This is a genomic window from Paenibacillus endophyticus (assembly GCF_014192395.1).
Lineage (GTDB): Bacteria > Bacillota > Bacilli > Paenibacillales > Paenibacillaceae > Pristimantibacillus > Pristimantibacillus endophyticus.
In genome coordinates this window covers 216,551-235,158 of record NZ_JACHXW010000002.1, presented here as the reverse complement: position 1 = coordinate 235,158, position 18,608 = coordinate 216,551, and the positions used below count along the sequence as shown (strand labels likewise).

Here is an 18,608-nt window from a genome sequence, read left to right as displayed (position 1 = left end):
CGAGTGAAGTTTATTCAGAACGTTAAGGGGTGCAACATGAGAAAATTAACGACAGATGCCGCTTTCCGCGAAGCAGTCGCAAGCGAAGGCCTTACCATTGCCGTATTCAAAACGACCTGGTGCGCGGATTGCCATTTTATCGATCCCTTCATGCCGGATTTGGAACGTCAATATGAAGGCAAAGTGAGCTTCGTTGAGCTGGATCGCGACGATCTTCCCGATCTTTGCTCCGAGCTGAACATTCTAGGTATCCCTAGCTTTATCGCCTTTCGCAGCAGTTCGGAAATCATCAGGTTTGTCAGCAAGCTTCGGAAGACGAGGGAAGAAATTGAGTCGTTCGTTGATCGTGCCATACAAGTAAGCGAAGCGCTCAATTAAAAGGAAATGCCAGTCCGCGTATTGGGGGAATGTACCATCCCTGAAACGCGGGCTTTCCTTTTTGTTGAGGTATGTGCGCTGAAGTGTCACATTTTCAACATGGCTTTTGCTTTTTTTTATAGCTATAATTGAACTGTTATTAAAACAAGAAATAAGGTGATTTCATAATGGTAACCGGGCGTTTTCGCACGCTGGCAATCGCTGCGTGCATCGGAATGCTTCTTGTACTGCTCGGAGGGGCGCTTGTCACGAATACGGATTCTGGACGCGGCTGCGGTGATGACTGGCCTTTGTGCCACGGCAAATTCGTTCCAGCTTATACGATCGAGTCTCTAATCGAATATTCGCATCGGCTAATCACAGGATTCGAAGGTCTGCTTGTTCTCGCTTCTGTCATTGCCCTCATACTCAAATTCAGGAAAGACAAGGCTAGTTATAAAGAACCGTTATTTTACGCTGGCGGAGCCCTTTTGTTTACAATTATCCAAGCGCTTATGGGTGCTGCTGCCGTTATGTGGCCGCAATCGCCGCCAATTATGGCCATTCATTTTGGCATCTCATTAATCGCTTTTGCAGCGACCCTGCTGCTCGTGATCTGGACGTTCCGCGTAAAAAGCGGCCCTGCCAAAGTGTTTACAGTACCGCGTTCGATATTCCCGCGCGTGCTTGCGACAGCGATATACAGCTATGTCGTCATTTATTTGGGGGCATTCATCCGGCACACCGAATCAGGCGGCGGATGCCTAGGCTGGCCGTTATGCAACGGAGAGATCGTCCCAGAAATCAATGGAGCTACAGGGGCCGTATTCATTCACCGCGTAGCTGCTTTGGTGCTAGCAATCAGCCTAGCAGGCTTATACCTTCATATCCGAAAGGTCAGCGAAGGCGGAGCAGGCTTAACGAAGCACGCTGGATGGACACTTGGACTTGTCATTACCCAAATTTTCAGCGGTGCATTGCTGACGATTACGATAACCAATACAGATTGGTTTTTGTTCACGAACCTGCTCCATAATTTAATTGTGACCGGCTTGTTCGGTTTATTAATGGATATATTAGTTCGTTCTTGGCGGTTGCGCGAAGGGAAAACGGAAATGTAGCGTTGATAAGCGACTGCTCGGAACAGTGCGGACAGGACGAGTTGGAGAGAGAAAACTAAATATGGGACATGCTGAAGGTAGGCAAATGCTGCTTCAGTCCGTGATGCCCATTCAGCAAGCCTGCAGATGCGTATCCTTCGCTTGCAGGTTTGCCTGTTATTTAGCGCTTTACGGATTGCTGTTCAGAGCAGGCGGCAGTCAAATTCACGTGGAGGGACTGTACAATCATGCTGCGTTTCATGTTTGATGAACCGATGAGAGAAGCGGATGGCATGCTGGCGGAAACGTTTCGCCATATGGATCAGTTCAATGCCATTCTTTCCAAAAAAATAAAAGCAGGGGCTGCTGATGCCCAGCAGCTCCGCAAATATGAAATTTGGACGCTCGGTCTGCGATCTTCTTTGGATGAGCTGGAGCAAAGCCACTATGTCGCGCTGAAATTCCAACATAAAGTAAAGGCAACCTCGCTTAAGCAAATGACAGATGAGGAAAGAATCTATTATAATCGTTATATCTACTTCGATAAAAATGCCTTTATCCGCGTCTTTTCTCTGCTCGACAAGCTGGGTACATTACTTAATGAACTGCTGGATATGAGAACGGAGCGGATCAAAGCACATTTCTCTTATTTCACCGTATTGCGCAATATGCGGGAGAAGAAAGCGCATCCTGAGCTAACCTGGAAGCTGAACGATGTGAAAGAGAAGTACAAGGAGTCGATGACTAGGCTGCGCAAACGCAGGAATACGGAGATTCATTACATGAACTCGGAGATGCAGGATGATTTGATCCAAAGCAACCGCATGTACGGGGAAGAAATTAAGCTTGAAAACGTGGCAGAGCAATCCGCTGAGCTGACACAGGGTTTGTATCTGGCCATGGAGTCATTGCTGCTTACGTTTCAGTATGCTTGTGGTTTAATGAGGAAGAAGAACACATAATCCCGAGGGGGGAAAACTCGTGGGACTGGAAGGCAAAACAGCATTAGTCACAGGGAGCGCGAAAGGACTCGGCAAGCGAACGGCGATCCAGCTGGCTGAGCAAGGCTGTAATATGGTCATTAACTACTACGAGAGCGAACTCGAAGCTCTGCAGGTAAAAGCGCAGATTGAGCAGCTTGGCGTCAAAGCTATAACGGTACAGGCAGATGTTGCAACCATTGAAGGGACAGAAAAGCTGGCTGAAGCTGCTGAGCGCTGGGCAGGCGGTGTGGACATTCTTGTCAATAACGCAGGGCCTTTCGTTCGCAAGCGGCGGCTCTTCAGCGAATACGATGAGGCGACGATTATTAGGCTGCTCCACGGCAATCTGTTAGGCGTGATGCTGCTTGATCATCGACTGCTGCCGGGCATGCGTGAACGGAAATGGGGCAGGGTCATCCACTTTGGCTTCGGTCACGCCGGAGAGGCAAGAGCTTGGCCGCATCGTGCCGTGTATGCTGCTGCGAAGACAGGGCTTGTGTCGTTTACGAAATCGTTGGCGGTAGAGGAAGCTCCTCACGGCATCACCGTTAATTTGATTGGACCTGGTGATATTCGAGGCGTTAACAAGGAAAGATCGATTGCCGAAGTGGAAGAGGAATATGACAATGAATCGCCGATTGGAAGGCCTGGCGCCGGCGAGGATGTTGCGCGCGTCGTGCTGTTTCTTTGCGACAGACAGTCTAATTTCCTAACGGGAAATGTCATTGATGTTACCGGAGGCTTTGATCCTATCGTTGCCAATATTAAAGGAATGTTCTAATTATACGCTCAAAAAAAGAGTCTTCTCGGTAAGGAAGGGAGCATAAGCTCCTTTCCGCCGACAAGACTCTTCAGCATTTGCCATGCAAAGGCGGTATAGACGCGTTCTTATATTTTAGAATACTTGAACGACTTCGATGACACCGTCAACTTCTTCAAGAAGAGCGCGTTCGATTCCCGCTTTAAGCGTGATCGTCGAGCTTGGGCAGCTGCCGCATGCTCCCATAAGGCGAAGCTTGATGATGCCGCCTTCGACATCGACGAGTTCAACGTCGCCGCCATCGCGCTGCAAAAACGGACGAAGCTTATCGAGTACGTCGAGCACTTCGTCATACATCGTATCTTGTACTTGTTCACTCATTGCAATCATCTCCTTTCTCCCCTATTATAGTACAAAGTGAAGCAATTGAAAATGGATAGTAACTAAGTAAAGTTAGGTGAAGCATGGTGTTTAAGCCAATGATCGAGTTTTGTGCCAGTAATATGCATCATGGCACGGACCGTATAATGAAAATATTTGAAGATAATGATGCATTCGAGGTTACGGAATACGGCTGTCTCGGCAATTGCGGCGAATGCTACTTGAATCCATTCGCATTAGTAGACGGCGCAATTGTATCTGCAGAGTCGGCAGATGAGCTTTATGAGCATATACTGAAGGCGATTGATCAGCAGCAGGCCGATAAGGAAGCACTGGACAAGCTGCTGGATGATCTGTAACGCTTCATGCTCTCCGTACTAACCTAGGTGACGCTTGGAGCGCCACAATACACCGCTTTTGACCAGACGCGGCACTCGGCCCATGATGGCTGTTCCACCCATCAGGCCGAAGCCGCTTTTTTTACCCAGCGAACCAAGAACGCCTTTGAGCTTCAGCTTGCCGAGACGAGGCGTCTTATCATGCCAGATGGCTTGCAGCACCTCCGCGATCTGCTTGCCTTGGGCGCCAGCCGCTTGGCCGCTAGGCGAGAGCGGGAGGGCAGCGCAGTCGCCAACGATGAATACGTCATTGTAATCAGGCAGCTGATGATATTCGTTGATGATGAGTCTGCCTTGATTGTCCTTCGGCAGATTCATCCGCTGCACGAGGGGTACAGGCTGGATGCCAGCCGTCCATACGGTAACGTCGGTATAGATCGGAGTCGTTGAATTGCAGTCATGTAGAATGCCGCCTTCAACCCGAGTAAGGCCGACATGACCGCGCATCTCCACGTTATGCTCCTGAAACCACTCCGCCACAAATGATTGCAGCTTGCTTGGGAAGGCAGACAGCACGCTCGGTCCCCGGTCCAAAATCCGTATATTAAGATCAGGCCGGCTTTCACGCAGCTCAGCTGCCACTTCAACACCGCTGAGTCCCCCGCCTACTATAGAGACTTGCCCATAAGGCTTCACATCATTCAGCTGCGCGTAGGTTTGTCTTGCAGCCGAGAACGTCTGAATGCTTGTCGAGAACAGCTCAGCCCCCTCAATCCCATGATACTTATCGGTGCAGCCGAGACCGATGACAAGCCAATCAAATACGAGTGATTCCTGGCCCTCGATGTGGACGAGCTTTTGCTCCATATCCACATCGGTCACCTCGCCGTATGCCAGCGAAATTCTTGGATCAACAGGAAATTTCACGCGCAGCTCGAGATCCGATACGGTTCCTGCAGCGAGCGCGTAATATTCGGTTTTCAAGCCTTGAAACGGCATCCGATCAATGAGTACGATAGAAACGTCCAAGGGAAGCTGTTTCTCCAGCAGCTCGTTAGCTATTGCTAGACCACCGTAGCCGCCTCCCAAAATAATAAGTTTTCTCATATAATTTCCAACTCCACGCCTCTTGATGATAATCTATTTTGTGCTTTCGCGTTGCCGATTACTCATTCGTAAATTTTAATTTCGTTGTAGAACGTGTCGCGTTCGACCGGGATACGGCCAGCGCCTTTAATGAGCCAAATCAGATCCTCGCGCGTAATGCCTTCCGGAGTCAGTGCGCCAGCTGCGTGGCTGATTTTCTCCTTGACGATTGTTCCATGTGCATCCGATGCGCCCATTGTTAGGGCAACTTGGGTCAGCTGTACGCCAATATTGATGAAATACGCTTTAATATGCTGGAAGTTATCAAGCATCAAACGGCTGATCGCAATCGTTTTTAAATCCTCGAATGCAGAGTTGCGGCGGCGAATGCCGGCACGCGGATTAATCGGCTGCATGGAGAGAGGAATGAAGACAAGGAAGCCATTCGTTTCGTCTTGAAGCTCGCGGATATGCATCAAATGACGAATCCGGTCTTCTTTGGTTTCAATGGAGCCGTAGAGCATCGTCGTGTGTGTGCGCAAGCCGAGCTGATGGGCAGTGCGATGTACTTCCAAGTACTGGGTAACGTCCGCTTTATCGACGCGCATTTTTTTACGGTAATGATCGGATAAAATCTCAGCACCGCCGCCGGTAAGGGATTGAAGGCCGGCTTTCATAAGCTCCTCCAGCACTTCTTTGTACGAAAGGCCGCTGATGCGTGAGAAAAAGTCGATCTCCGCTGCGGTGTATGCTTTTAACGTTACTTCTGGGAAACGCTCCTTCAATGCTTTAAGAGAATCCACATAATATTGGAACGGCACGTTCGTATTGTGTCCGCCTACGATATGGAATTCACGGACACCAGGGTGGAAATGCTTTTCGACGTATTCAATCATCTCCGGGCCGCTCAGCGTATACGCGCCCTCGTCGCCTTCATCTTTGCGGAAGTTGCAGAATGCGCAGTGCGCCTCACATACATTCGTAAAGTAAAGACTCATATTTTCAATAAAATAAACCTTTTTGCCGTTTTTTCGAATCGCAACTTCATTGGCAAGCTGCCCTATTGTGAGCAAATCATCGGATTCATATAAGTAAACGCCATCCTCTAATGATAAACGCTGTCCATGACGCACTTTTTCAATGATGTGCTGCATTTTTGAATCTTCTGTAGGTATAACGACGTTCATGGTGTAGCCACCTCAATTTCTTAAGATTGTGAAAAAAAGAACTTTCTATTCCGATTAAAGAAGCTGTAACTATTATAAACCTCCTACGTAGCAGGGGCAATATCCACGAAGTACAAATTTAAAGGTAATCCATCAAATGAATTGAAATTTAACCATTCCTCAATAATTTATGGATAAATGGTACTATTTTCTTTGGTTTTATTCCGAAAATAGGACTTATGATTTACTAGAAAATATAGATACAAAGTCTCGATTATGAAAATGGCAATTATTCTATAATAGATTTAACAGTGTTCGACAAAATTTGACATATATATGGAAGAGGTGTTGGAATTGGCTACTCCATTTTTTAAGAAGAAAGACCCAGCAGAAAAACACCGGGAGCAAGGTTCCGGGTTAGCTGTAGAAGTTAAGGCTCTAGACATGGACCTGGAGCAAGCGGTTGATAAAGAAGAGTTCGCTTCCATTATGAGTCCGGCAAGCAAAGCAAATATGGACAAGAAATCGCTTGATCTCGTATTTGCGGTGGAACAGATTATTCAATCGAGGCAACATACCGAGCTGAACATCAATGAGCTTCAAGATCGGCTTAATCACTCCAATAGTCACGTAGATCGTCTTAACCGGGATACGAGAAATTTAAACAAAGTAATCGAAGAGCGCGAAAAAAATATTCTTGAGCTTGAGAACAAGCTTGTGGAGAAAAATTTGAAGGTCGATCAAGTGATGGAGGACTTTCGGGAGCTCCAGACCGAGATGTCCAGTGAAACAGATGAACTCAAAAACGTTATTGAACTGGAACGGCAGAAATACAGTAGTTTACTGCAAAAACATAATGAAGCTAATGCAGATAAAAATTTGAAAATCAATGATTTGGAAGAAAAAATTGGCAGACTGGAAGTGGAAAACACGCATCTAAAGCAAAAATACGAAACGATGCGCCAAGAAAAAGCATATTTGGCAAACATGATCAGCGATTTTACCAGCCGAATGTCATTGCCTCTAGGTCAGAATCAATCAAAGCGGATAGACGGTTCGGATGAGCATTGAGCTGCTGTTCCGCCTGCTGCCGCTAAAGGAGATTTGAAGACAACTATGGAAAGCGACCCAGTCCAAATGATCGAGCTACTATCGCTTCAACAAAGTGCAAACGGCTATCAGATGGCGGTACGTATATCTCGAGAATCTGCCTGTACGGATTGCGTTGTTGAATTAGACGAGTATACATATAATCAAGTTCTTTCTATATTGCCGCAGAGTAGAGGCAGGTCTAGGCTGTCGCTATATACGAAGTGGGACCCTTACCGTAGGCTCCATTACAGCCACATTTCCTATAAAGAAGGCGACTTGCGCTCAACCTTGTATTTTGCTTGCAGCACAGCATATATCGCGAAGCTTCAGTTGTTGAAGGAAGGCATCGTCCCAGTCGACGAAGCTGAAAGGTTATCCCCGGTACACGAAGCATCGCAACTGAAGCCAATGCGTATAACCAAGCTCGGAACAAGCCAGCCTAAAAGACAGGTATTCTTTCGTTTGGCCGCATTTAGTCTGTTCATCATGATTGCGGTAATCAGTACGAGCGACAGACTATTCAATGAAGAGGATGATTCGCTTACACTGAGCGTGAATGCAGCAAGCTCGCTTTATGAGCAGCCTGCCCAGACTGATAATCGTGACAGGCTTCATGTAAATACGGCTGTATATTCGGTGAGCCAAAACGAGAAACCACGACCTGTTTCGTTCTCAACTGCACAAGAAGAGCTTAAAGAAGAAGAGCTTAAAGAAGAAGAGCTAAAAGAAGAACAGCTAAAAGAAGAACAGCTTAAAGATGAAGATAAGTTATATGAAAGCTATGTCCTTGAAGGCGACAAAGCCATATATGCCTTGCCAAAGGGATATGTAGCCCTAACGTTCGATGACGGACCATCGGCTTATACGGAAGAGATCGTTGACATACTTAAAGAGCAGAAGGTGGCTGCAACATTTTTGTTCATTGGGAAAAACACCCGAAAATATCCTGATGCTGTCGCTTATGCAAGCGATCAGAAGATGTCGGTCGGCAACCACTCCTGGGATCACGCCGATTTGGAGCATCTGAAGCGGGACGAGAAATTGGAAAATGTGGGTATGGCTGCTAAGGCAATTGAAAAGCTTACGAAACAAACGAATACCGTTTTCCGACCTCCTTACGGTTCGATATCAGATACGCTCATTGAAGATTTGCATAAAAATAAAATGAAGGTATTAATGTGGAACCGCGATCCCGAGGATTGGAAAGCAGACAGCTCTGACGCAATTATGAGCTATTTTCACAAAGTAGATCCTTCCGGCGGCATATACGTGCTGCATGAAAAAGAAAAGACCGTTAAGGCTTTGCCAGCCATTATAAAATATCTTAAAAATAAAAAATTAAAGTTCGTTATATTTGAATAACATCCTCATAATGGTTCCATTCTCAAGAAAAATGAGCGCTGCTTGGCAACTTGCCGATTGATACCGCATAAACATTCCGTTATACTGTAAATAAGTAAGTGAGTAGCATAAGAGATGAACTAGATGGATAACGGAGGGATGTAGCATGATCACGATCAGTGACACAGCATCTGACAAAATAAAAGAAATGCTCGCGGAAGAAGGCGGACCTGAGCTTTTCCTGCGTATCGGCGTCAAGGAAGGCGGCTGCAGCGGCTTTTCCTACGGCATGGGCTTTGATGACGAGGAGCAAGCAGGCGACAAAGCGCTTGACATGGAAGGGCTGAAGGTTGTCGTTGACGAGGACAGCATCAAATATTTGAACGGCCTTGTGATCGATTTCAAGGAATCGGCAATGGGTGGGGGCTTCACCATCGAGAATCCGAATGCCAGCGCAACATGCGGCTGCGGCTCCTCGTTCCGTACGGCCAGCGACGCAGGCAAGCCGGCTGCTGCTGGGGAATGCTAATCGGTCAGCCATTATGAATTGCATCTTCCGGAAAGCCTATCGAATCGATGGGCTTCCCGGAAGATTTTTTTGTTCGTTTCTTAGCATTACGTCTATCAATCAATCATCTTGGGGGATATCAGCGTATGAAATTTATTCATGATTATAGACATTTTATCGAAGTCGGGTGCTCGTCGTGCGGCAGAAAGCATACGATTCCGAAAGGAAGCTATAACCTAACGATGCAAGGCTATACCTTCCATTCTCCCTTAAGCTGCTCCTGCGGTCACACGGCAAGCACAGCTGGCAAGGAGAAACGAACATGGACAAGCAAGGCCGAGAATAGTGCAATACCTAAGCGAAATAAAGCAACGACAGTCAAAATGCTGTTAGTCATCGGGTTCGTTATCGTATTTTTCGCAACGGAAATGACCTATATGTTTCATTCGTAAGCCAATTGAAAAAAAATATATGGCATTTGAATAAAGGAAACAAAAAACGGACAAGATAGTGTTGACGGTGTGAAGAGAGGTGTGGTTCCGTTGGACCTTTTGGTGCTAGGACTGCAGGAGGAACTTATTTAATCACTAAGCTTTTTTGAAAGCGAGGGGATTGTGTCGCAGAGACAATCTGAACACACACGCCATAAGCAATCCCTTAAAACAGGATTGTGAAAAAGCGGTGCCCAAGTATTCTTAATATTGTGAAGTGTTAGATGCGAAGAGACTCATACGATCAAACACCGTCGGAGAAGGAGCCTATCAAAGGGCTCCTTTTTTCTATGCTTCCCTTGCAATAATTCAGGGAATTCCCTGACATACAAAGCATCGTTACCGATTTATAATGAAGCGATAGGATAGTCCGACATTCCTTAAGGAGGCGTGCCAATGAATACGGTTGAATCGGCTATCGCTGCCTGCATCGATCAGCTTCAAATAGATACAAACAGTGATTTCGCTATACTTGGCATGATGGATTCGAGCGGTCGCAGGCTGCGTTGGTCACGTTCGGCGGGCCGGACAAGCGAACGAACGAACCTCGTTGAGCAGAAGGCCACAGCAGGGCTGTCAGGCAAAGCAATCCGCTCAGGCAGACAGGCAGCGGCGAATACGGCAATGTCGGATCGAGAGCGATTCAAGCTTGGCGAGCCGATTTTATTGACGGAGCAGCTTAGAATTGCCGTCAGCGTTCCAATTGCGATTAATAATAAGATAAGCGGCGTTGTGCTGATAGGCAGGCGCTCAGATAGCAGCTACCTTGCAGATGAGCTCAATCAGGCTACTCATGCCGCTATAGAACTGGCGTCCTTGCTGGAATAAGGACGCCTTTTGTTTGTTATAGGCGCTTCATATGGCAATGTAAGGTATAATAGCGATAAAAGAACAGGCATGGAATAAGCTATTGGGCGAGGAGAATACATAATGATTAAGCTGCTGATTTGTGATGATCATGCGATGGTTAGATCCGGCTTGGCAATGCTGCTGCACGGCAAGCACGGCATTGAAGTTGTAGGGGAAGCATCGGAAGGCGATGAAGCAATAGTACTTGCAAAGCAATTGCTGCCGGATGTGGTGTTGATGGATCTTAGCATGCCGCACGGCAAGGATGGCATGGCAGCCACTACGGAATTGAAGCAGCTGCTGCCGGAAACGGCGGTTCTTATTCTAACGATGCATGACGATGATGAATATCTGTTCAGAGCGATTCATATCGGGGCCTCTGGGTATATTTTGAAAAACGCGCCGCATGATGAGCTGCTGTCCGCGATTCAATCGGTAGCCCAAGGGAACGCCTACCTGTACCCAACCGCTACGAAACGGCTAATGAGCGAATATTTGGTTAAGCTGCGCCAAGGCGGCGCGGATCAAGGGCCCTATGACACGTTATCGGAACGGGAGAAAGAGGTTCTCGGATGGATAGCCAAGGGCTACTCGAACAAAGAAATAGCGGAGAGCTTGATTATTAGCGTCAAAACGGTGGAAACGCATAAAAGCCATGTCATGGATAAGCTTGGGCTTAGAACGCGGCCGGAGCTGATCAAATTCGCGCTCAAGAAAGGACTGCTGAATTATGATTAAGCATAGCGGCAAGCACTACGCCCAAATTATCGGTTCGGATGTCGATTATTTGCTATCTGTCCTTGAGAACGAAATCGACGATAAATCGATGCTTGCGCAAGTGAATCAGTCACTTAAACAGTTGGCCGACGTAAAGTTTGCCCTGGATGAATCCTCCATTGTCGCGGTTACGGACCACAAGGGCAAGATTGAATACGTCAACGATAAATTTTGCGAAATATCCAAATATAATCGTGACGAGCTGCTAGGAAAGGATCACCGCATCATTAATTCCGGGCATCATGGGCGCGAATTTTTTCGAGAGCTGTGGGAAGTGATTACCGCAGGCGAGGTTTGGCGTGGGGAAGTCAAAAATCGCGCGAAGGACGGCAGTTTTTATTGGGTGAACACGACCATCGTGCCATTCCTTGATGAGGCAGGGAAGCCTTATCAGTATTTAGCGATCCGCAGCGAGGTGACGCAAAGAAAGCGGGCCGAGCAGGAGCTGAAGGAAATGATGGTTAAGGTCATCGAGATACAAGAGGATGAGCGCAAACGAATATCAAGGGAGCTGCATGACGGAATCGGGCAGGGCTTATTTTCGCTGCTCATAAGGCTGGACCGTTTAATAAGCGATCATAACGGGCTAACCGAGCTGACGGCGCTGCGCAGCGATGTATCCGGGATGATGGAGGATATTCGCGGCTTGGCGTGGGAGCTTCGTCCATCCGTCCTCGATGATCTGGGAGTGGTACCCGCTATTAGAACGTATACGGATAATTATTCACAGCATTTCGGCATTCGCGTCCAGCTGCATTGCAATCTTAAGAGCCGGCTGGGCATTATGAAGGAAACGGCGATTTACCGCGTTATACAAGAGGCGCTTACGAATATTGCCAAATATGCGGATGTCGCGGAGGCAGAGGTCATGATTGAGGAGCTGCCTAGGAAGGTGGTCATTCGCATTGTGGATGGCGGGCATGGGTTTATTGCTTCGGAAGCGCAGCGAGGCGTGGGCTTATTCAGCATGGAGGAACGCGCCAGGAGTATTGGCGGCCAGCTGGATATAACGTCTCAGCTTGGCAAGGGAACCGCGGTGCAGCTTGTTGTTCCTAAAGAAGCGAGCAAGTATCAGTCGAGTGACGCTACATAAGGAGGATTGACATGTACCGTATCCTGATTGTGGAGGACGATGAGAAAATTGCGTCCATCCTCAAAAATAATATGGTCAAGTATGAGTTTGAGGCTTCGGTCATTACGCAGTTTCGCGATATTATGCCTGCATTTATAGCCTATGATCCGCAGCTAGTGCTGCTCGATATTAATTTGCCATACTTTGACGGCTACTATTGGTGCAGGCAAATTCGGATGCGTTCAAGCATCCCCATTATTTTCATATCCGCAAGGGCGGGAGAAATGGATCAGGTCATGGCCATAGAGAACGGAGGCGATGACTATATTACGAAGCCGATTCACCTGGATTTGTTAATGGCGAAGGTGAAAAGCGTGTTAAGGCGCTCTTACGGGGAATATGCGGCGCCAAGCTCGTCGGCTTCGAGCGGAGTAGAGGGACAGTCTCTTGCGGAGCTAGCAGCAGGAGGCCTTCGTCTTTATTTGGCACGAAATGAGCTTGCGTGGAAAGGGCAGCGCGTTGAGCTTACGAAAAATGAGCAGCTGCTGGCTGAATGCTTCATGAAGCAGCCAGGCATCGTCGTATCACGCGAGCAATTGCTTGAGGCGTTATGGGATGACGTGCAATTCGTTGATGACAATACGTTAACGGTCAATGTGACTAGGCTCCGCAAGAAGCTGGAGGAGCTTGGTCTCCCTAAAGCGATAGAAACGGTGCGAGGACAAGGCTACAAATTGAATATGGCAGAGGAAACGCCGCGATGAGAGGGTTGTCGCTGGCGTTGTTTTTGCGTGATCGTCTGCTGTTTATATTTATGGCATTATTGCTGCTACTGTTGTCTGTCAGCATGCTGCTGCTTGAACGGGAGCGCTATCCGGGTCTCGTTGAGCTTGGAGCCGTGTATTATTTCATTGTGCTGGGCTTATTCTTTCTTGGCACTTGGCTGGCAGTCGACTATGCTCGCCAGCGTGCTTATTTTAAGCAACTCATTGAAGCTATTTCCCGTTCGGAGGAGCTTCAGGCTACGAGGATCATCAAATCAACCGTGACACAGGAGCAGAAGCTTGTCTCCAAAATGCTTCAGGAGCAGAACCGGGCTTACTTGAATGAGCTGGGCAAGTATCGCCGGCAGCAGGAGCTTCACAACCACTTTGTGCTCCAATGGGTCCATCATATGAAGACGCCTGTTTCTGTCGTTGATTTGCTGGCGCAGGAAGCGCTGCAAAAAACTGCGTCTACACAGGAGGAGCAGCGCTCGCTCGCCCTTAGCCTGCAGGAGGAGACCGACCGGATGTCGCGCGGCCTGGAGATGATGCTTTATACGGCGCGGCTCGAAAAGTTCGAAATCGATCTGCATGTGGAGCGCACTCCTCTGCACGAGCTGGCAAGGCAGGTCGTTAACGCGCATAAGAAGCTGTGCATACGTCATTCTATCTTTCCGCGTATAGAAGGCGTGGCATGGGTGGAGACCGATGAGAAGTGGATGGCGTTTGTCTTGAACCAGTTCGTTAGCAATGCTATTAAATACAGCAAAAGCAAGCCTGGCGCCAAGAAGCTCGTTTTCACTTTGGAGGATTTCAGCAATGGAGGCGGAAGGATGAAGGTGACGGACGATGGAATCGGTATCGCCCCTCATGAGCTGCCGCGTATTTTCGATCCGTTTTTCACGGGCGAGAACGGACGAACGACGGGAGAATCAACAGGGATGGGGCTTTATCTGGCCAAGCAGGTATGCACGCGGCTGGGCCATGAGATGAGTGCATCCTCGGTAATTGGCGAGAGTACGACGATGACGGTGACATTCCAGCCGCGAGGCATCCATATCCTGCAAGGCTAAGTGACGGCAAGCTGGATAAGTGACAACTTTGTAAGGTATCCAGCGCATAATTGAAAGGGAAATCGATGGGTTCAAAGCATCCCTCGCGTCTATACTAAGGGTATTGAAGGAAATGACTTGGATAGATTCGGGGAGGAAGAATGCAATGAGTGTACTTAAAGCACAAGGGTTAGGCAAAATATACAGCAGCAAAGGCAATGTAGCGTATAAAGCTCTTGAGGATATTGAGATGCAGGTGGAAGCAGGGGAATTCGTAGGGGTAATGGGTCCGTCAGGGAGCGGGAAGACGACGCTGCTTAACTTGCTGTCTACGATCGACCGTCCAACCTCAGGCGCGCTTGAGATTAACGGTATTAATCCAAGCAAATTGAGTGACCAGAAGCTTGCCTTGTTCCGCCGTCGCGAGCTGGGCTTCGTATTTCAGGACTTCAATCTCTTGGATACGCTATCGATCAAAGAAAATATTATATTGCCGCTCGTACTTGATGGGATAGCGCCAAAGCAAATTGAACTCAAACTGAATTCACTCGCCGAGCTGCTGCAAATAAAACCGATTTTGGACAAACGAACCTATGAAGTGTCGGGGGGCCAGAAGCAGCGAGCAGCGATTGCGCGCGCTATCATCCATCAGCCTTCGCTTGTGCTTGCGGATGAGCTTACGGGAAATTTGGATTCCAAGTCCGCCAAGGATGTCATGGATTCGCTTAAGGACTTGAATGAGCGTTTTAAGGCTACGGTGCTTATGGTTACGCATGACCCATTCTCTGCGAGCTATTGCCAGCGGATCGTGTTTATTAAGGATGGCAAATTTTTCTCGGAAATTCGCCGCGGCTCGAACCGACAGGCCTTTTTTCAACAAATTTTAGATGCGCTCAGCGTGCTGGGGGGTAATTTCGATGACGTTCCGTTCGCTCGCGCTTAGCAATATCCGGGGGAACTGGCGGTCATACAGCGCATTTTTTCTGAGCAGCGTGTTCTCCGTTATGATTTTCTATATTTATGCGGCGTTTCTCTATCATCCCGGCGTTGAAAGCGGCCATATTATGGCGGCCTCGAAGATTCGTATGGGGATGGTATTCTGTGAATACATTATCGTTATCTTTTCATTCCTATTCGTGCTGTATTCGAATTCGGCTTTTCTGAAAACGAGGCAGCAGGAGTTCGGCTTATTTTCCTTATTCGGCATGACAAAGACTCAATTGCGCAAGCTTGTTATTTATGAGAATGCTGCGATTGCAATCATGGCGATCGTCGTTGGAATTGGGCTTGGCATGCTGTTCAGCAAGCTGTTTTTTATGGCCTTGACGGTACTCCTGAATGTAGAAGAATCCATACCGTTCGCAGCGCCATTAAAAGCCATCGGACTGACGGCAGGCGGGTTTTTCGTCCTATTTATGGTTATCTCCGTAGGGACGGCATTGCGTATCGGCCGCACAGAAATCGTAGATCTGCTGAAAGCCGCGCGAAAGCCGAAAGGCCAGCTCGTGTTTTCGCGCTGGTTGGTTGCCGTCGCCGTTTTTTGTCTTCTAGCGGCTTACGGAATGGCATTCATCATGAATAGCGAGACGTTTCTCGTATTGACATTGCCTATATTGATTACAGTCATCATCGGAACGTATTTCCTGTTTACCCAGCTCAGCATTTTATTGCTGCGGTTCATCCAGAAGCGCTCCGCTCTATACTATAAGCGCACCAATATGATCGTTTTCGCGCAGCTAGGCTATAAAATCAGAGACAATGCGCGTATTTTGTTTATTGTTTCGATTCTGAGTGCGGTCATTATGACGGCGCTGGGAACGGTTTATATTTTGCAGGTTGGTTCGAAACAGAACTTGCTTTACGGATCTCCATATACCCTTGCATACAGTGAAAAGGGGCTGGGTACTCATGATGTGATTGACCCGGCTGAGCTGAAGCGCATTGTGGCCGAGGACGGTTTTACGATTGCGCATGAATCGATAACAGCAGGCGTACTTATTCATAATTATGCGATACAGTGGGGGAAAGAAGAGTCTTGGCAGTCAAAATCTGATGCATTAATTATTTCCGCCACGGACTACAATCGTCTTGCTGCATTCAACGACCAGCCAAGTCTTCATCCCGAGAATGGGAAGGTGACGCTCGTTACGCAGTTTATCGGAAAAGAGAAAAAGTCAGGTGTAGTGAGCGGAACTGTTAACGGCAAACAAACGGAGATTCAGGTTGGCGGCTTGTTGGAAGCGAATGTCATGAACTGGCTTGACAGCAATTCTTATACGCTCGTGATGGATGATTTTTCTTACATGGAGCTGCGCGCAAGCGTGCCGGAAGACCAATTGTTTACGATGTACGGCTACGAGCTGCGCAATTGGGAGGACTCGTCCGAAACGGCAGCAAAGCTAAGCAAGCTGGTTCCCGAAGAGCTTCAAGGTCAGACGGATTTTAGGCGCAGTGATCGATTGAAGGACATCAATGAGATGGTATCTTTGACGCTGTTCATCGGTATGTTCATTAGCTTGCTGTTCTTTATCGCTTCCGGCAGCATGATTTATTTCAAGCTGTTTACAGAGCTGCAGGATGATCAAGCCCAGTTTAGGGCGTTGACTCGAATTGGAATGACGAGGGGCGAGATTCGAAGAATCGTCGTCACGCAGGTTGGTATCGTGTTTTTTGTTCCCGTAGTGGTAGGCATAGCCCACGCGTTGTTCGCGATGAAGGCGCTCGATAATATGATGCAATCCTCCAATTGGATATATTCCTTTATCGTAATTGGCATTTATATTGCGATGCAGACCATCTATTTCCTCGTTGCATGCAGCAGCTATATGAAGAGCATGCTTCGCGGTGCAAGTGCATAACGATTTTTATTTGTAAAAGGGGCTATCCCATAAGTCAGCAATTTGATGATGGAATAACCCCTTTGTTATTAAGGCTAAACGGCAAACTGGACAGTTATTAAGGCTAAACGGCAAACTGCACATTTAAATATTCTTCCGATCGCCATTGCTCAGGGATTCCTTTGAATCAACGAGGAAAGGTCGGAATCCCCTCACAAAAACGACCGCTGACGCTTCTCCAGAATCATTTAAATGCTCCGTTTTAACGATGGAATATGCCTGTTGTTATTTAGGCTAAACGGCAAACTGAACAGTTATTAAGGCTAAACGGCAAACTGCACATTTAAATATTCTTCCGATCGCCATTGCTCAGGGATTCCTTTGAATCAACGAGGAAAGGTCGGAATCCCCTCACAAAAACGACCGCTGACGCTTCTCCAGAATCATTTAAATGCTCCGTTTTAACGATGGAATATGCCTGTTGTTATTTAGGCTAAACGGCAAACTGAACAGTTATTAAGGCTAAACAGCAAACTGCACATTTAAATATTTTTACGATCGCCATTGCTCGGGGTTTCCTTTGAATCAACGAGGAAAGGTCGGAATCCCTTCACAAAAGCGACCGCTAACGCTTCTCCAGAATCATTTAAATGCTCCGTTTTAACGATGGAATATGCCTGTTGTTATTAAGGCTAAACGGCAAACTGCGCAGTTATTAAGGCTAAACGGCAAACTGGACAGTTATTAAGGCTAAACAGAAAACTGTACATTTAAATATTCTTCCGATCGCCATTACTCGGGGATTCCTTTGAATCAACGAGGAAAGGTTGGAATCCCTTCACAAAAACGACCGCTAACGCTTCTCCAGAATCATTTAAATGCTCCGTTTACCATTATTTGCTGAAGAAAGGGGCAAGAGACCAATCAAAAAAGCGGTGCAGGGTTAGTCCTCTGCACCGCTTTTTCATGGGATATCCTTCTTATTTTTGATTGTGCGAGCTGTTTCTTCAGCGAGCGAACTCCTTTTGAGCCAGCCCCGCTATTCATAGCTGAGCCATTCTTACCTGCAAGTGAAAGTGGTTATCTGTCTCAAATCTATTCCCATATACATCCACGATCTTCCGAACCAGCGAAAGCCTGCCACAGAGTTACGACCAATGAATACAGGGAAAAACCAAAAGCCTTGGCCATTCCTTAGCCAAACATAGGTATTACGAAACAAGCATCCGGATATAGCGCCGGGATCAACAGCGAACAGCGTAGCGGAAGGCTGCTGGGGCGTAAATGAAGGGGGCGGGGAAGTCGGCATCATGCCCGGTTGTCCCTGCGGTCCCTGAGGTCCTTGCGATCCAGGTCCTTGCGATCCAGGTCCCTGCGATCCAGGTCCTTGTGGTCCCTGTGGTCCTTGCGGACCTTGCGGACCGAAAGGTCCAAACTGGCCAAACGGTCCAAGCGGACCCGGAGGGCCGGGAGGAGGCAAAAATGACATGCTTTATCACTCCTAATTAGTTGGGCTAGAGCATATTATGCAGCAGCAACGAACAAGGTTTGGGCGATAACCGCCTCTTCCACGATAATGGCTCGACCCTCTTCCGAACCTTCACTTTATTCAAGCAGCCAATCTTCCTTTGTTCATGCCGAAGTTTCACGATGG

Annotated in this window: 20 protein-coding genes; 16 read left to right on the top strand and 4 right to left on the bottom strand. The window is 47.7% G+C overall.

All coding sequences use genetic code 11. From position 1 onward, the window contains the following. The first annotated feature begins 36 nt into the window (after positions 1 to 36). The 4 genes from FHS16_RS03705 to FHS16_RS03690 all read left to right on the top strand — a co-directional run bounded on the left by FHS16_RS03705 (position 37) and on the right by FHS16_RS03690 (position 3,221). Positions 37 to 378: a thioredoxin family protein gene (locus FHS16_RS03705; protein WP_183559005.1), complete on the top strand. Its 342-nt coding sequence runs from the start codon at positions 37 to 39 to the stop codon at positions 376 to 378. Positions 379 to 545: 167 nt separating this feature from the next. After that, complete coding sequence (locus FHS16_RS03700; protein ID WP_183559003.1) at positions 546 to 1,478, top strand: COX15/CtaA family protein; 933 nt, start codon at positions 546 to 548, stop codon at positions 1,476 to 1,478. A 227-nt stretch (positions 1,479 to 1,705) separates the two neighbouring features. After that, positions 1,706 to 2,419 (top strand): Cthe_2314 family HEPN domain-containing protein, encoded by a 714-nt coding sequence (locus tag FHS16_RS03695; RefSeq protein WP_183559001.1) that lies wholly within the window; start codon positions 1,706 to 1,708, stop codon positions 2,417 to 2,419. Positions 2,420 to 2,444: 25 nt separating this feature from the next. Next, on the top strand, positions 2,445 to 3,221 hold the full coding sequence (locus FHS16_RS03690) for an SDR family oxidoreductase (protein WP_183559662.1): 777 nt from the start codon (positions 2,445 to 2,447) through the stop codon (positions 3,219 to 3,221). Between the two features lie 114 nt (positions 3,222 to 3,335). Here the strand turns inward: FHS16_RS03690 and FHS16_RS03685 are convergent, their stop codons facing one another. After that, entirely contained in the window at positions 3,336 to 3,581 is a 246-nt protein-coding gene (locus FHS16_RS03685; RefSeq protein WP_183559000.1) for a NifU family protein, read from the bottom strand. A 98-nt stretch (positions 3,582 to 3,679) separates the two neighbouring features. On the opposite strand from FHS16_RS03685, the gene FHS16_RS03680 reads away from it, so the two are divergent. Further along, positions 3,680 to 3,940 carry a YuzB family protein gene (locus FHS16_RS03680; RefSeq protein ID WP_246431578.1) on the top strand — a complete coding sequence of 87 codons (261 nt, stop codon included), beginning with the start codon at positions 3,680 to 3,682 and terminating at the stop codon, positions 3,938 to 3,940. Positions 3,941 to 3,958: 18 nt separating this feature from the next. On the opposite strand, the gene FHS16_RS03675 is transcribed toward FHS16_RS03680, so the two are convergent. Both FHS16_RS03675 and mqnE read right to left on the bottom strand, forming a co-directional pair. Then, on the bottom strand, positions 3,959 to 5,026 hold the full coding sequence (locus FHS16_RS03675) for an NAD(P)/FAD-dependent oxidoreductase (protein ID WP_183558996.1): 1,068 nt from the start codon (positions 5,024 to 5,026) through the stop codon (positions 3,959 to 3,961). A gap of 62 nt (positions 5,027 to 5,088) precedes the next feature. Continuing rightward, the gene (gene mqnE, locus FHS16_RS03670; RefSeq protein ID WP_183558994.1) at positions 5,089 to 6,192 is read right to left on the bottom strand and encodes an aminofutalosine synthase MqnE; all 1,104 of its coding nucleotides are present in this window, start codon (positions 6,190 to 6,192) and stop codon (positions 5,089 to 5,091) included. A 333-nt stretch (positions 6,193 to 6,525) separates the two neighbouring features. Here mqnE and FHS16_RS03665 point away from each other — a divergent pair, with 333 nt between their 5' ends. From FHS16_RS03665 to FHS16_RS03615, 11 genes are all read left to right on the top strand, one after another. Beyond that, positions 6,526 to 7,242 (top strand): hypothetical protein, encoded by a 717-nt coding sequence (locus FHS16_RS03665; RefSeq protein ID WP_183558991.1) that lies wholly within the window; start codon positions 6,526 to 6,528, stop codon positions 7,240 to 7,242. Between the two features lie 45 nt (positions 7,243 to 7,287). Continuing rightward, positions 7,288 to 8,625 (top strand): polysaccharide deacetylase family protein, encoded by a 1,338-nt coding sequence (locus tag FHS16_RS03660; protein ID WP_183558989.1) that lies wholly within the window; start codon positions 7,288 to 7,290, stop codon positions 8,623 to 8,625. A 145-nt stretch (positions 8,626 to 8,770) separates the two neighbouring features. Continuing rightward, a complete protein-coding gene (locus FHS16_RS03655; RefSeq protein ID WP_183558987.1) occupies positions 8,771 to 9,133 on the top strand; it encodes a HesB/IscA family protein in 363 nt (120 codons plus the stop codon). Positions 9,134 to 9,258: 125 nt separating this feature from the next. Then, complete coding sequence (locus tag FHS16_RS03650; protein WP_183558985.1) at positions 9,259 to 9,564, top strand: hypothetical protein; 306 nt, start codon at positions 9,259 to 9,261, stop codon at positions 9,562 to 9,564. Between the two features lie 435 nt (positions 9,565 to 9,999). After that, positions 10,000 to 10,431 carry a GAF domain-containing protein gene (locus FHS16_RS03645; RefSeq protein WP_183558983.1) on the top strand — a complete coding sequence of 144 codons (432 nt, stop codon included), beginning with the start codon at positions 10,000 to 10,002 and terminating at the stop codon, positions 10,429 to 10,431. Positions 10,432 to 10,533: 102 nt separating this feature from the next. After that, positions 10,534 to 11,190, top strand: a complete 657-nt coding sequence (locus FHS16_RS03640; protein ID WP_183558981.1) for a response regulator transcription factor — start codon at positions 10,534 to 10,536, stop codon at positions 11,188 to 11,190. Further along, a complete protein-coding gene (locus FHS16_RS03635) occupies positions 11,183 to 12,322 on the top strand; it encodes a PAS domain-containing sensor histidine kinase (protein ID WP_183558979.1) in 1,140 nt (379 codons plus the stop codon). Before FHS16_RS03640 ends, FHS16_RS03635 begins: the two co-directional genes overlap by 8 nt. Before the next feature lie 11 nt (positions 12,323 to 12,333). Then, the gene (locus tag FHS16_RS03630; RefSeq protein WP_183558977.1) at positions 12,334 to 13,065 is read left to right on the top strand and encodes a response regulator transcription factor; all 732 of its coding nucleotides are present in this window, start codon (positions 12,334 to 12,336) and stop codon (positions 13,063 to 13,065) included. Beyond that, positions 13,062 to 14,138: a sensor histidine kinase gene (locus tag FHS16_RS03625; protein WP_183558975.1), complete on the top strand. Its 1,077-nt coding sequence runs from the start codon at positions 13,062 to 13,064 to the stop codon at positions 14,136 to 14,138. The genes FHS16_RS03630 and FHS16_RS03625 overlap by 4 nt, the downstream gene beginning before the upstream one ends. A 145-nt stretch (positions 14,139 to 14,283) precedes the next feature. After that, a complete protein-coding gene (locus FHS16_RS03620) occupies positions 14,284 to 15,060 on the top strand; it encodes an ABC transporter ATP-binding protein (protein ID WP_183558973.1) in 777 nt (258 codons plus the stop codon). Continuing rightward, positions 15,035 to 16,975 (top strand): ABC transporter permease, encoded by a 1,941-nt coding sequence (locus FHS16_RS03615; RefSeq protein ID WP_183558971.1) that lies wholly within the window; start codon positions 15,035 to 15,037, stop codon positions 16,973 to 16,975. Before FHS16_RS03620 ends, FHS16_RS03615 begins: the two co-directional genes overlap by 26 nt. A gap of 1,039 nt (positions 16,976 to 18,014) precedes the next feature. Here the strand turns inward: FHS16_RS03615 and FHS16_RS03610 are convergent. Then, the gene (locus FHS16_RS03610; RefSeq protein WP_183558969.1) at positions 18,015 to 18,443 is read right to left on the bottom strand and encodes a collagen-like protein; all 429 of its coding nucleotides are present in this window, start codon (positions 18,441 to 18,443) and stop codon (positions 18,015 to 18,017) included. Positions 18,444 to 18,608 lie beyond the last annotated feature (165 nt).

Coding starts and splice junctions, on each gene's coding strand:
- FHS16_RS03640 (WP_183558981.1), top strand. CDS start 10,534: ATGATTAAGCTGCTGATTTGTGATGATCATGCGATGGTTAGATCCGGC.
- FHS16_RS03610 (WP_183558969.1), bottom strand. CDS start 18,443: ATGTCATTTTTGCCTCCTCCCGGCCCTCCGGGTCCGCTTGGACCGTTT.
- FHS16_RS03660 (WP_183558989.1), top strand. CDS start 7,288: ATGGAAAGCGACCCAGTCCAAATGATCGAGCTACTATCGCTTCAACAA.
- FHS16_RS03680 (WP_246431578.1), top strand. CDS start 3,680: ATGATCGAGTTTTGTGCCAGTAATATGCATCATGGCACGGACCGTATA.
- FHS16_RS03630 (WP_183558977.1), top strand. CDS start 12,334: ATGTACCGTATCCTGATTGTGGAGGACGATGAGAAAATTGCGTCCATC.
- FHS16_RS03695 (WP_183559001.1), top strand. CDS start 1,706: ATGCTGCGTTTCATGTTTGATGAACCGATGAGAGAAGCGGATGGCATG.
- FHS16_RS03655 (WP_183558987.1), top strand. CDS start 8,771: ATGATCACGATCAGTGACACAGCATCTGACAAAATAAAAGAAATGCTC.
- FHS16_RS03675 (WP_183558996.1), bottom strand. CDS start 5,026: ATGAGAAAACTTATTATTTTGGGAGGCGGCTACGGTGGTCTAGCAATA.
- FHS16_RS03620 (WP_183558973.1), top strand. CDS start 14,284: ATGAGTGTACTTAAAGCACAAGGGTTAGGCAAAATATACAGCAGCAAA.
- FHS16_RS03625 (WP_183558975.1), top strand. CDS start 13,062: ATGAGAGGGTTGTCGCTGGCGTTGTTTTTGCGTGATCGTCTGCTGTTT.
- mqnE (WP_183558994.1), bottom strand. CDS start 6,192: ATGAACGTCGTTATACCTACAGAAGATTCAAAAATGCAGCACATCATT.
- FHS16_RS03685 (WP_183559000.1), bottom strand. CDS start 3,581: ATGAGTGAACAAGTACAAGATACGATGTATGACGAAGTGCTCGACGTA.
- FHS16_RS03645 (WP_183558983.1), top strand. CDS start 10,000: ATGAATACGGTTGAATCGGCTATCGCTGCCTGCATCGATCAGCTTCAA.
- FHS16_RS03635 (WP_183558979.1), top strand. CDS start 11,183: ATGATTAAGCATAGCGGCAAGCACTACGCCCAAATTATCGGTTCGGAT.
- FHS16_RS03700 (WP_183559003.1), top strand. CDS start 546: ATGGTAACCGGGCGTTTTCGCACGCTGGCAATCGCTGCGTGCATCGGA.
- FHS16_RS03650 (WP_183558985.1), top strand. CDS start 9,259: ATGAAATTTATTCATGATTATAGACATTTTATCGAAGTCGGGTGCTCG.
- FHS16_RS03615 (WP_183558971.1), top strand. CDS start 15,035: ATGACGTTCCGTTCGCTCGCGCTTAGCAATATCCGGGGGAACTGGCGG.
- FHS16_RS03705 (WP_183559005.1), top strand. CDS start 37: ATGAGAAAATTAACGACAGATGCCGCTTTCCGCGAAGCAGTCGCAAGC.